Genomic DNA, 11,589 nt, shown 5'->3' with positions numbered 1-11,589 from the left:
TTACTTCTCCTCTGAGGCGGTGGGGCGCGTGTGGGTGACGGCGGGTTCGTTCCCGCCCAGGAGCAGATAAAGGACGGCCATCCGGGTGTGCACACCGTTGGCGACCTGCTCGATGACCGTGCAGCGGTCGGAGTCGGCGACCTCGGCGGTGATCTCCATGCCGCGGACCATCGGGCCGGGGTGCATCACGATGGCGTGCTCCGGCATCTTGGCCATGCGCTCGCCGTCCAGGCCGTAGCGACGCGAGTACTCGCGCTCGGTCGGGAAGAACGCGGCGTTCATCCGCTCGCGCTGCACGCGCAGCATCATCACGGCGTCGGACTTCGGCAGCACCCGGTCCAGGTCGTACGACACGTCGCAGGGCCAGTTGTCCACGCCGACCGGGACGAGCGTGGGCGGGGCGACCAGGGTCACCTCGGCGCCCAGGGTGTGCAGCAGGTCGACGTTCGAGCGCGCGACCCGGCTGTGCAGGACGTCGCCGACGAGCGTGATGCGCTTGCCGGCCAGGTCCTTGCCGAGGCCCGCGTCGCGGCCGACGAGGCGGCGCCGCATGGTGAAGGCGTCGAGCAGCGCCTGCGTGGGGTGCTGGTGGGTGCCGTCGCCCGCGTTGATCACCGGGGCGTCGATCCAGCCGGAGGTGGCGAGGCGGTAGGGGGCGCCGGACGCGCCGTGCCGGATGACGACGGCGTCGACGCCCATCGCCTCCAGGGTCTGGGCGGTGTCCTTGAGGGACTCGCCCTTGGAGACGCTGGAGCCCTTGGCGGCGAAGTTGATGACGTCGGCGGAGAGGCGCTTCTCGGCGGCCTCGAAGGAGATCCGGGTCCGCGTCGAGTCCTCGAAGAACAGATTGCAGATCGTGCGGCCGCGCAGGGCGGGAAGCTTCTTGATCGGCCGGTCGGCGACCCGGGCCATCTCCTCGGCGGTGTCGAGGATGAGAACGGCGTCGTCGCGGGTGAGGTCGGCGGCCGAGATGAGGTGTCGCATCATCTGGGTGTACTCCGTCATGTGGAGGTGTGCGGGCACGCGGGCGCGCAGGGGTGTGCCCCGGGGCCCGTGGAGGGAGCCGGTGCTACGCGGAAGCGGGCTTGGCACCGAGCAGCACGGCGTCGCGGCCGTCCTCCTCGGCGAGCTGGACCTTGACCGTCTCCCGCAACGACGTGGGGAGGTTCTTGCCGACGTAATCGGCACGGATCGGGAGTTCGCGGTGGCCGCGGTCGACGAGGACGGCGAGCTGCACCGCGCGCGGGCGCCCGATGTCGTTCAGGCCGTCGAGGGCGGCGCGGATGGTGCGACCGGAGAAGAGCACGTCGTCCACGAGGACGACGAGGCGGCCGTCGATGCCGTCACCGGGGATCTCGGTGCGGGCCAGTGCGCGCGGCGGATGCATGCGCAGGTCGTCGCGGTACATCGTGATGTCGAGTGAGCCAACCGGGATCGTGCGTCCGGTGATTTCTTCGAGCTTCTCGGCGAGGCGCCGGGCGAGGAAGACGCCGCGCGTGGGAATGCCGAGCAGCACCACGTCCTCGGCGCCTTTGGCGCGCTCGACGATCTCGTGCGCGATACGGGTCAACACCCGTGCGATGTCCGGGCCTTCGAGCACGGGCCGGGCGACATCGGTTTCGTTCGTGTCGTGCGAGTCCATATGAAACGGACCTCCTTCTCCGCCTCACGGGACGGACCTTAAAGGACGTCGAAATTGCGCCATCCACGCTACCAGCACCGGAAACGTCCCCGGTCACGACCCCCCTCGGAAGTGCCGGTACGGACCATTCGGCTTGACGCACCCAAGTAACGCTGCGTAACCTCACAGTGAGTTACCGTTCTTCGTCCGGGGAGCTATATGTCCAGCGAATACGCCAAACAGCTCGGGGCCAAGCTCCGCGCCATCCGTACCCAGCAGGGCCTTTCCCTCCACGGCGTCGAGGAAAAGTCCCAGGGACGCTGGAAGGCGGTCGTGGTCGGTTCGTACGAACGCGGCGATCGCGCCGTGACCGTACAGCGCCTTGCCGAGCTGGCGGACTTCTACGGCGTTCCGGTCCAGGAATTGCTGCCCGGCACCGCTCCCGGCGGCGCGGCCGAGCCGCCGCCGAAGCTCGTGCTCGACCTGGAGCGCCTCGCGCACGTCCCGCAGGAGAAGGCGGGCCCCCTTCAGCGGTATGCCGCCACGATCCAGTCGCAGCGCGGTGACTACAACGGCAAGGTGCTGTCGATCCGCCAGGACGACCTGCGCACCCTCGCCGTGATCTATGACCAGTCGCCCTCGGTCCTCACCGAGCAGCTGATCAGCTGGGGCGTCCTGGACGCGGACGCGCGCCGCGCCGTCGCTCACGACGACGTCTGATCCCTCAAGGGACACTTGAGCAGAAACGTACCGCCGGGGTGGCCGGAACCGATCGGGTTCCGGCCACCCCGGCGTCGTGCGTGGGCCTCCTGGGCTCCCGGGAGGGCCACAGCGACCCCAGGAACCCCATAGGCCCCACACGGGGCTCCAGGACACGCCAGAGGGCCCGCAGCGGTGTGCTGCGGGCCCTCTGAGCGGCGTCCGAACCCCGGCTACGCCTCGTCGCGGCGCAGACCCGGCTTCAGGTCCTTGAAGCGGCCGAGCAGGCCGTTCACGAAGGACGGCGAATCGTCCGTGGAGAACTCCTTGGCGAGCTGCACCGACTCGTCGAGCACCACGGCGTCCGGCGTCGCGTCGACCCAGATCAGCTCGTAGGCGCCGAGCCGCAGGATGTTGCGGTCGACGACCGGCATCCGGTCCAGGGTCCACCCGACGGCGTACTGCGAGATCAGCTCGTCGATGTGGCGCGCGTGCTCCGCGTACCCCTCGACCAGCTCCATCGTGAACTCGCTCACCGGCGGCTGCCGGGTATCGGTCCGCGAGTGGCGCACCCAGTCCGCGAGGACCGTCACAACATCTGCGCCACGCTGGTCGGCCTCGAAGAGAATCTGGAAGGCGCGCTTGCGGGCCGTATTACGAGCAGCCACGGTTAGCTGTTCACCCGGCCGAGGTAGCCGCTGTCACGGGTGTCGACCTTGATCTTCTCGCCGGTGGTGATGAAGAGCGGCACCTGGATCTGGTGGCCGGTCTCCAGCGTCGCGGGCTTGGTGCCGCCGGTGGAGCGGTCGCCCTGGACGCCGGGCTCGGTCTCCTGGATGACCAGCTCGACGGCGGCCGGCAGCTCGACGAAGAGGACTTCGCCCTCGTGCTGCGCGACGGAGGCCGTGAAGCCCTCGATCAGGAAGTTGGCGGCGTCACCGACGGACTTGCGGTCGACGTGCAGCTGGTCGTACGTCTCCATGTCCATGAAGACGAAGTAGTCGCCGTCCATGTAGGAGAACTGCATGTCGCGCTTGTCGATCGTCGCCGTGTCGACCTTGACGCCGGCGTTGAACGTCTTGTCGACGACCTTGCCGGACATCACGTTCTTGAGCTTGGTGCGCACAAAGGCAGGGCCCTTGCCGGGCTTGACGTGCTGGAACTCGACGACGGACCAGAGCTGGCCCCCGTCGAGCTTGAGCACCAGGCCGTTCTTGAGGTCGTTCGTGGAAGCCACGGTTGCGGAATCTCCTGGACTGACGTGGACGACCCCGGCGCACGCGCATAGCTCGGAAAGCTAGAGCGCGAGCAGCTCCTTGGTCGTAATGGTGAGTAGCTCGGGTCCGCCGTCCGCCTCGGGGCGCACGACGAGCGTGTCATCGATCCGGACACCACCCCGTCCCGGGATGTGAACCCCCGGTTCGACGGTGACCGGCACGCAAGCGTCCAGTTTACCCATGGCCGCGGGCGCCAACTGCGGGTCCTCGTCGATTTCGAGCCCCAGCCCATGTCCCATCAGCGGAGGGAGGCCGTCCGCGTACCCCGCGGAGTCCAGTACGAGGCGCGCCGCCCGGTCGATGTCGCGGTAGGCGGCGCCCGGTACGAGAGCCTCCCTGCCCGCCCGCTGAGCGGCGAAGACGAGGTCGTACAACTCGATCTGCCAGTCCGCGGGAGACGTACCGATGACGAACGTACGCCCGATCTCGCAACGATATCCGCGATAGCTGGCGCCCAGGCACACGGAGAGGAAATCCCCCTCCTCCACCCGCCGGTCCGAGGGCCGGTGACCGCCCCGGCCCGCGTTCGGCCCGGTGGCGACGGAGGTCGGGAAAGCGGGCCCGTCGGCGCCGTGATCGACGAGGCGGCGCTCCAGCTCCAGGGCGAGATGGCGTTCCGTACGCCCCACGAGAATCGATTCGAGCAGCTCACCGAGCGCCTGATCCGCGATCTCGGAGCCGATCCGCAGACAGGAGATCTCCTCCTCGTCCTTCACGAGCCGCAACTGCTCGACCGCTCCCCCGACATCCGTGAGTCGCAGCCGCGGCGCGACGGATCTCAGCGCGCGATGGCGGGCGACCGTGAGGTCGTGCTCCTCGACGGCGAGTGAGTCGGCGCCCTGCCCGGCCGCGAGATCGGCCCCCGCGACGGCGGGGTCGCCTCCGGCCGCGTCGAGCAGCTGGACGCGCAGCGCCTCGTCGGGCCGCCCCTCGCCCTGCTCGTCGCCGAGCGGCCCTGAGCACAGCAGCAGATCCTCGCTGCTGCCCAGCAGGAGCACGGCACCCTGTGGCGCCGCCCCCGCGAGATACCGCACGTTGGCGGGACGGGACACCAGCGCCGACGCGCTGCCGCCCGCGGCACAACGCTCCCTCAGCCGCTCACGGCGGGCCGCGTACACCTCAGACATGGGACGAGCCTATGAGCGGTGAGGCGAGACGGCCGGTCGAGCGCGTCCGACCGAGCGGCTACCACTGCGGCGGGCTCGCGATGGAGCGGGCGAGGACGTCGTCGAGGACCCGGGCCGTGGCGGGCACGTCCAGCTGGGAGTTGTCGATGATGGGCAGGCCCGAGCCGTACCAGCCGGCCATGCGGCCGTGGATGCGGGCCACTTCCTCGTCGGTCAGTCGTCGGTTGCCGCTGCGCTCCGCGTTGCGCTCCAGGACGATCTCCAGGCCGGGCAGCAGGACCACCGGAAGCAGACCGGGGCCCACATGACGCTTCCAGCCGCCGAGGCCGACGACCGGGCGGTCCGGGAAGACCGCGTCGTCGAGGATGCAGGAGATGCCGTTGGCCAGGAAGTTCCGGGCGGCGAAACCGCAGGTGCGGCGGGCCAGGCGGTACTGCGCCTCGGAGTGGTCGTTCCAGCCCGACTGGGGGTCCGCGAAGCCCGAGCGCACCCATTCGCGTACGTCGTCCAGGCTGATGTGGGCGGTCGGCATCCGCCGGTGCTCCGCCCAGTACTTGGCGACGCTCGTCTTGCCCGCGCCCGCGGGGCCGATCAGGAGGACGGCCAGCGTGGTGCCGCCGGTGTCCGCCTGGGCCGTGCCGGGCGGCGGGCTCGGCATGGCGACGGGGCCACCGGGCGGCAGCTGGATGTGCCCCGTGGTGTCCGGGGTCGGGGGCACGGGGGCGCCGGGGGCGTGGCCGTGCTGGGGGGCGACGCCGTGCTGCGGGGCGCCCGGCGCCACGTGCTGCGGCGTCGGGGCGTGCGGGTGCGGGGCCGGTCCCTGCGGATGAGGGGCCGTGCCCTGCGGGTGCGGTGCGCCGGCGAATCCCGGCGCGGGAGGCGGTGGGCCGCCCGGCGCGGCACCCGGCGGCGGACCGCTCGGGTGATGTGCGGCCGGGGACCAGCCGGTGGCCGGTCCGTGCCCCGGCTGATGGGGCGGCGGCAGCGGAGACCCCACTGCGTGCTGCATCCGGTGCCACTCCGTCTCGTGCGACTGACGCTGGTCGGGCGGCGGCCGGGGCCACCCGTTACCGAACGGTACCGTCCCCGGCCGACGTTGTGTGAACGGCCGGGGAGGCCGCAGGGTGCCCGTGGCTTGTTCTGGCGGGCCGATTCAGCGCTTCTCGGGCGCTAGTTCGCCACTTCGCCGTACGCGGCGAGCAGCATCGCGGGGTCGGGTCCCTCCAGGACGGTCGGCTTGCCGAGGCCGTCGAGGACGATGAACCGCAGCAGGTCACCGCGGGACTTCTTGTCGACCTTCATGGTCTCCAGGAGCTTGGGCCACTGGTCGTAGCGGTAGCTCAGGGGCAGGCCGACCGACTCCAGGACGGCACGGTGCCGGTCGGCGGTCGCGTCGTCGAGTCGTCCCGCGAGGCGGCCGAGTTCGGCCGCGAAGGCCATGCCCACGGAGACGGCCGCGCCGTGCCGCCACTTGTAGCGCTCGTTCTTCTCGATGGCGTGGGCGAGGGTGTGGCCGTAGTTGAGGATCTCGCGCAGGCCCGACTCCTTGAGGTCGCCGGAGACGACCTCGGCCTTGACCTTGATGGAGCGCTCGATCAGCTCGGCGGTGTGCCGGCCCTGCGGGCTGCGCGCCGCCTCGGGGTCCTCCTCGATCAGTTCGAGGATCACCGGGTCGGCGATGAAACCGGCCTTGATGATCTCCGCGAGGCCCGAGACGAAGTCGTTGACCGGCAGCGAGTCGAGCGCGGCCAGGTCACACAGCACACCCGTCGGCGGGTGGAAGGAGCCGACCAGGTTCTTGCCCTCGGCGGTGTTGATGCCGGTCTTGCCGCCGACCGCGGCGTCGACCATGCCGAGCACGGTGGTCGGCACGGCGATCCAGCGGACCCCGCGCAGCCAGGTCGCGGCCACGAACCCGGCGAGGTCCGTGGTGGCTCCGCCGCCGACACCGATGATGATGTCGCTGCGGGTGAAGCCGGACTGTCCGAGAGCCTTCCAGCAGTACGCGGCGACCTCGGCGGTCTTGGCCTCCTCGGCGTTCGGCACCTGGATGGCGACGACCTCGAAGCCCTGTCCCGCCAGGTCCTCGCGCAGCGCGTCGCCGGTCTCGGCGAGCGCCTCCGGGTGGATGATCGCGACGCGCTTGGTCCGCTCGCCGATCAGGCCGGGCAGCTCGCCGAGGAGCTGCCGCCCGACGAGCACCTCGTACGGCTCGGTGCCCGCGGTGCCGCCGACCTGGATACGGGTGGGCGACTGCCCCGACGTCTCAGCCATCTCCGTCATGCTTCCTTCAACTCCAGTGCGTCGAGGACCGCTTGGGCTACCTCTTCGGGGGTGCGGTCGTCGGTGGCGACGACGGCACGGGCGACTTCGGCGTAGAACTGACGGCGGGCGTCCATCAGTTCGCGCCACTGCTTGCGCGGATTGACGGCGAGCAGCGGGCGCGCGACGTTCAGGCCGGTGCGCTTGACCGCCTCCTCGACGTCCATCGACAGATAGACGACGGGGTGCGGGGCCAGGAGCGCGCGGGTCGACTCGTCGAGGATCGCGCCCCCGCCGAGCGCGAGGATGCCCTTGTGCTCGGCGAGCGCCGTACGCACGGCCTGTCGCTCCAGGTCGCGGAAGTGCGGCTCGCCCTCGTCCACGAAGATCTCCGCGATCTCCCGGCCCTGTGCGGCCACGATGTCGGCGTCGGTGTCGCGGTAGACGCTGCCGAGGCGCTCGGCGAGCAGGGCGCCCACCGTCGACTTGCCCACGCCCATCGGCCCGACGAGAACGATCTGCGGGCCGGTCACCGGATCTGCAGGTTGTCGAGGTACGACTGAACGTTGCGCCGGGTCTCGGGCACGCTGTCGCCGCCGAACTTCTCGGCGACGGCGTCGGCCAGGGTCAGCGCGACCATCGCCTCGGCGACGATGCCCGCGGCCGGGACCGCACACACGTCGGAGCGCTGGTGGTGCGCCTTGGTGGCCTCGCCGGTGGCGACATCGACGGTGGCGAGCGCGCGCGGCACGGTCGCGATCGGCTTCATCGCGGCGCGAACGCGCAGCAGCTCACCGGTGGTCAGGCCGCCCTCGGTGCCGCCGGAGCGGCCCGACGTGCGCCGGATGCCGTCGTCGGTGGAGACGATCTCGTCGTGCGCCTTGGAGCCCGGCACCCGCGCCAGGTCGAAACCGTCGCCGACCTCGACGCCCTTGATGGCCTGGATACCCATGAGCGCGGCGGCGAGCCGGGCGTCGAGCCGCCGGTCCCAGTGCACGTGCGAGCCGAGCCCGACGGGCACGTTGTACGCCAGCACCTCGACGACGCCGCCCAGGGTGTCGCCGTCCTTGTGGGCCTGGTCGATCTCCGCGACCATCGCCTTGCTCGCGTCCGCGTCGAGGCAGCGCACCGGGTCGGCGTCGAGCTTCTCGACGTCGGCGGGGGCCGGGTAGACGCCGTACGGAGCCTTGGCGCTCGCCAGCTCGGTCACGTGGCTGACGATCTCGATCCCGGCCGTCTCCTTGAGGTACGAGCGGGCGACCGCGCCGAGCGCGACGCGGGCCGCGGTCTCACGGGCGGAAGCGCGCTCCAGGATCGGACGGGCCTCGTCGAAGCCGTACTTCTGCATGCCCGCGAGGTCGGCGTGGCCGGGCCTGGGCCGGGTCAGTGGGGCGTTGCGGGCCAGGTCGGCGAGGATCTCCGGGTCGACCGGGTCGGCCGCCATGACCTGCTCCCACTTGGGCCACTCGGTGTTGCCCACCATGATCGCGACCGGCGAGCCCATGGTCAGACCGTGCCGGACGCCGCCCAGGAAGGTGACCTCGTCGCGCTCGAATTTCATGCGCGCACCGCGCCCATAGCCGAGGCGCCGCCGGGCCAGGTGGTCCGCCACCATCTCCGTGGTGATCGGCACGCCGGCGGGAAGACCCTCCAGCGTCGCGACAAGTGCGGGTCCGTGGGACTCTCCCGCGGTCAGCCAACGCAACCTGCTCAACGGTGCTCCTCATGCTCGCGCCTGGAACTGCGTGGCGCGACCGGGTGCGCGGCCCTGGCCCGCCACCCCCGATCCTCCCACGTCGGGAGGGCGGGACCGGCCCCTGGTCCACGAGCCGGACGGCTGGGCTCAGCCCGCGGCGTCGGCGGCGGCCGCCCTGCGTGCGGCGCCCGCCCTCGTGCGCTTGACCACCCAGACGGTGATGACCGTGGTCAGGACGAGGCCGAGGATCGTCAACTGCAGCCAGCCCGGCAGGAACCGGAGCAGCCCCGATCCGTGCGGAACGGAGTGGATCTTAGCGTCCTTCGAGCGCGTGTTCCCCTGCCTTGCGCATCGCTGTCAGCGGCGCGGGCGAGCGCCCTGTCATCTGCTCGACCTGCAGCACCGCCTGGTGCACGAGAAGGTCGAGCCCACTGACCACGGCCCCGCCGTACATCGACCAGCGGGCCGCCAGCGCGGTGGGCCACGGGTCGTACAGGACGTCGAAGAGCGTCGCGGGCCGCTCGGGCACGGCTGCCGACAGCGCGTCGGTGGCACCGGCCGGAGTCGTGGCGATCACCAGCGGCGCGCTCAGTGCCCGCTCGGCGTCCGCCCAGGCCTCCGTCCGCACCTCCACCCCGAGCCGCTCGCCCCACTCCCGCATCTCGGCGGCGCGCGCCTCGCTGCGTACGTACGCGACGACCTCGCCGGTGCAGATCCGCGCGAGCGCGGCGAGCGCGGACGAGGCGGTGGCGCCGGCGCCGAGGATCGCGGCCGACTCCACCTGCTCGATGCCGTGCTCCCGGAGGGCGGCGACCATGCCGGGGATGTCGGTGTTGTCGCCGACGCGACGGCCGTCGTCCGTGCACACGACGGTGTTGACCGCCTCGACGGAGGCGGCGGTCTCGCTGATCTCGTCGAGCAGCGGGATCACCGCGCGCTTGAGCGGCATCGTCAGCGAGAGCCCGGCCCACTCGGGGCCGAGGTCTTTCAGGAACCCGGGCAGCGCGGCCTCGTCGACGTCGAACAGGTCATACGTCCAGTCGGCCAGCCCCAGCTCCCCGTATGCGGCGCGGTGCAGCACCGGGGAGAGGGAGTGGGCGATGGGCGAGCCGAGAACTGCGGCTCTGCGCTTGGTGCTCATCAGCCGGAGTTCTTCTTCTGTTCATCGAGGTACTTCTGACGGTTGATCTCGTGCTCCTTGTTCGTCTCGGCGAACAGCGTGGTGTCCGCGTTGATGGAGACGAAGTAGTACCAATTCCCCTTGGCCGGGTTGAGCGCCGACTTGAGCGCCTCGTCGCCGGGGTTGCCGATCGGCCCGGGGGGCAGGCCCTTGATCTTGTAGGTGTTGTACGGGTCGTTGAACTTGCGCAGATCGTCGACCGTTCCGGTTTCCAGGGTGCTTTCGGCCTTGGCGTAATTCACCGTGGAGTCGAAGTCGAGAAGTCCGTACGTCTCCGTGTTGTTCGGCTTGAGGCGGTTGTAGACGACCGTCGCGACCTTGTCGAAGTCGTGCTTGTACTTGCCTTCCGCCTGGACGAGGCTCGCCACGGTGAGCACCTGGAGCGGGTCCTTCAGCTTCAGCTCCGCGGCCTTGGCCTTGAGGCCCAACTCGTCGTACTTCTCGCTGGCGTGGGCCACCATCTTCTTCAGGACGTCCGCGGGCTTCTGACCCTTGGCCACCGGGTAGCTGGACGGGTAGAGGAACCCTTCGAGCGGGTCCTTGATGTCCTTGTTGGTGTTCGCCCAGTCAGGAAGCCCGAGGGACTTCCATTCCTTCTTGGCGACGCCCTCGGTGGTGCCCTTGTCGAGTTCGAGGCGCGTGTCGATCTGCTTGTAGACCCACGAGTTCCGCTTGCCCTCAGGAATGATGAGGTTATTTCGGCTCTTCGGACTGAGCATCAGTTCGACCGCACTCTCGGCCGACATTTCCTTCTTCAGGACATAGACGCCTTCCTGAATGGTGTTGCCCTCAGGATTCTGCGACTGCGCGGAGACGAACGCGTCCACGCTCTTGACGACCCCGGCCTCTTTGAGTTTCTGGCCGATCACATAGCCGCCGGCACCCTTCGGGATGTCGACGGTCGCGAGGCCTGAGCCCTCGCCCGCGTAGTCCGGCGACGTACCGAATCGGTCCTGGTAGAACTGGTAGCCGAAATAGCCGACCCCGCCGAGACCACCGGCGAAGACCAGCGTCACGACCAGGCAGGCGCAGCCGTTGCGGCGCTTCTTCGGTTTCTTGCCGCCCCGGCCGCCCCTGCGGTCCCCTCGGCCACCGCGGCGCCCCGGCGGCTCGTCGTCGTACTCGTCCTCGTCGTCATCGCCGCCCGAGAAGAAGGCGTGCTCGCCCTGGTCCGGACCCGGGTCCCAGTCCTGCTCCGGCTCGGGCTCGGGGCGACGGCGGGACGGCGGCTCCGGCGGGGGGTACGCGTCCGGAGTGCTGTAGTAGTCCGCGCTCTCCGCGCCGTAGCCGCTCTGCTGGTGGCCGTAGGGGTCCGCGGGGTCGGCGGCGTACGGGACCTGGCCCTGCTGCCCGGTGTCCCAGCCGCCGTTGTACTGCTGCTCGGGGCCGCCGTTGTACTGCTGCTGGCCGGCGGGCCCGCCGTACTGCTGCTGGCCGTAGGCCTGCTGCTGGCCCGTGCTCCAGTCGTCGTACTGCGCCTGCTGGGGTTGCTGCGGCTGCTGGGCATGCTGCTGAGGGTGGTACTGCCCCTGGCCGCCGTAGGTGGACTGGCCGCCCGAAGGCTGCTGTCCTCCCCATCCGCTGTCCCCGTACAACGGGTCCTCGGGATGCCACGGTTCGGAGCCTGGGCCCCGGCCATACTCAGTCATCGATCCCCTACATGCCGCGAGGCGGGGCCGCCGTCTGAGTGGGAGGGCAACCGTTCCGCCTCTTGATGCTGTGCGGCA

Annotated in this window: 12 protein-coding genes; 1 reads left to right on the top strand and 11 read right to left on the bottom strand. The window is 70.4% G+C overall.

The window, feature by feature from the left end; genetic code table 11:
- Both ACWGIH_RS23055 and pyrR read right to left on the bottom strand, forming a co-directional pair.
- Complete coding sequence (locus tag ACWGIH_RS23055) at nucleotides 1-987, bottom strand: aspartate carbamoyltransferase catalytic subunit (RefSeq protein WP_453449823.1); 987 nt, start codon at nucleotides 985-987, stop codon at nucleotides 1-3.
- 82 nt (nucleotides 988-1,069) lie between these two features.
- A complete protein-coding gene (gene pyrR, locus ACWGIH_RS23050) occupies nucleotides 1,070-1,642 on the bottom strand; it encodes a bifunctional pyr operon transcriptional regulator/uracil phosphoribosyltransferase PyrR (protein ID WP_453449762.1) in 573 nt (190 codons plus the stop codon).
- Between the two features lie 198 nt (nucleotides 1,643-1,840).
- Between pyrR and bldD the strand changes: the two genes are divergently transcribed.
- On the top strand, nucleotides 1,841-2,341 hold the full coding sequence (bldD, locus tag ACWGIH_RS23045; protein WP_249591133.1) for a transcriptional regulator BldD: 501 nt from the start codon (nucleotides 1,841-1,843) through the stop codon (nucleotides 2,339-2,341).
- A gap of 212 nt (nucleotides 2,342-2,553) precedes the next feature.
- On the opposite strand, the gene nusB is transcribed toward bldD, so the two are convergent.
- The 9 genes from nusB to mltG form a co-directional block, all read right to left on the bottom strand.
- Complete coding sequence (gene nusB, locus ACWGIH_RS23040; protein ID WP_453452260.1) at nucleotides 2,554-2,988, bottom strand: transcription antitermination factor NusB; 435 nt, start codon at nucleotides 2,986-2,988, stop codon at nucleotides 2,554-2,556.
- A gap of 2 nt (nucleotides 2,989-2,990) precedes the next feature.
- Nucleotides 2,991-3,557, bottom strand: a complete 567-nt coding sequence (gene efp, locus ACWGIH_RS23035; protein ID WP_344521662.1) for an elongation factor P — start codon at nucleotides 3,555-3,557, stop codon at nucleotides 2,991-2,993.
- Nucleotides 3,558-3,617: 60 nt separating this feature from the next.
- Nucleotides 3,618-4,724: an aminopeptidase P family protein gene (locus ACWGIH_RS23030; protein ID WP_453452261.1), complete on the bottom strand. Its 1,107-nt coding sequence runs from the start codon at nucleotides 4,722-4,724 to the stop codon at nucleotides 3,618-3,620.
- A gap of 58 nt (nucleotides 4,725-4,782) precedes the next feature.
- Complete coding sequence (locus tag ACWGIH_RS23025; RefSeq protein ID WP_453452262.1) at nucleotides 4,783-5,733, bottom strand: Pro-rich N-terminal domain-containing protein; 951 nt, start codon at nucleotides 5,731-5,733, stop codon at nucleotides 4,783-4,785.
- A 161-nt stretch (nucleotides 5,734-5,894) separates the two neighbouring features.
- Nucleotides 5,895-7,007 carry a 3-dehydroquinate synthase gene (aroB, locus tag ACWGIH_RS23020; protein ID WP_453452263.1) on the bottom strand — a complete coding sequence of 371 codons (1,113 nt, stop codon included), beginning with the start codon at nucleotides 7,005-7,007 and terminating at the stop codon, nucleotides 5,895-5,897.
- Complete coding sequence (locus ACWGIH_RS23015) at nucleotides 7,004-7,519, bottom strand: shikimate kinase (RefSeq protein ID WP_453452264.1); 516 nt, start codon at nucleotides 7,517-7,519, stop codon at nucleotides 7,004-7,006. The genes aroB and ACWGIH_RS23015 overlap by 4 nt, the downstream gene beginning before the upstream one ends.
- A complete protein-coding gene (aroC, locus tag ACWGIH_RS23010) occupies nucleotides 7,516-8,700 on the bottom strand; it encodes a chorismate synthase (RefSeq protein WP_453452265.1) in 1,185 nt (394 codons plus the stop codon). The genes ACWGIH_RS23015 and aroC overlap by 4 nt, the downstream gene beginning before the upstream one ends.
- Nucleotides 8,701-8,995: 295 nt before the next feature.
- The gene (locus ACWGIH_RS23005; RefSeq protein ID WP_453452266.1) at nucleotides 8,996-9,823 is read right to left on the bottom strand and encodes a shikimate dehydrogenase; all 828 of its coding nucleotides are present in this window, start codon (nucleotides 9,821-9,823) and stop codon (nucleotides 8,996-8,998) included.
- On the bottom strand, nucleotides 9,823-11,511 hold the full coding sequence (gene mltG / locus ACWGIH_RS23000; RefSeq protein WP_453452267.1) for an endolytic transglycosylase MltG: 1,689 nt from the start codon (nucleotides 11,509-11,511) through the stop codon (nucleotides 9,823-9,825). The genes ACWGIH_RS23005 and mltG overlap by 1 nt, the downstream gene beginning before the upstream one ends.
- Nucleotides 11,512-11,589 lie beyond the last annotated feature (78 nt).

This window comes from Streptomyces sp. NPDC054872, assembly GCF_053610705.1.
This window is presented reverse-complemented; position numbering and strand designations above follow the sequence as displayed.

What these genes read in the sequence shown, in the direction of transcription:
- ACWGIH_RS23055 (WP_453449823.1), bottom strand. Translation starts at nt 987, where the DNA reads ATGATGCGACACCTCATCTCGGCCGCCGACCTCACCCGCGACGACGCC.
- pyrR (WP_453449762.1), bottom strand. Translation starts at nt 1,642, where the DNA reads ATGGACTCGCACGACACGAACGAAACCGATGTCGCCCGGCCCGTGCTC.
- bldD (WP_249591133.1), top strand. Translation starts at nt 1,841, where the DNA reads ATGTCCAGCGAATACGCCAAACAGCTCGGGGCCAAGCTCCGCGCCATC.
- ACWGIH_RS23030 (WP_453452261.1), bottom strand. Translation starts at nt 4,724, where the DNA reads ATGTCTGAGGTGTACGCGGCCCGCCGTGAGCGGCTGAGGGAGCGTTGT.
- ACWGIH_RS23025 (WP_453452262.1), bottom strand. Translation starts at nt 5,733, where the DNA reads ATGCAGCACGCAGTGGGGTCTCCGCTGCCGCCGCCCCATCAGCCGGGG.
- aroB (WP_453452263.1), bottom strand. Translation starts at nt 7,007, where the DNA reads ATGACGGAGATGGCTGAGACGTCGGGGCAGTCGCCCACCCGTATCCAG.
- ACWGIH_RS23005 (WP_453452266.1), bottom strand. Translation starts at nt 9,823, where the DNA reads ATGAGCACCAAGCGCAGAGCCGCAGTTCTCGGCTCGCCCATCGCCCAC.
- mltG (WP_453452267.1), bottom strand. Translation starts at nt 11,511, where the DNA reads ATGACTGAGTATGGCCGGGGCCCAGGCTCCGAACCGTGGCATCCCGAG.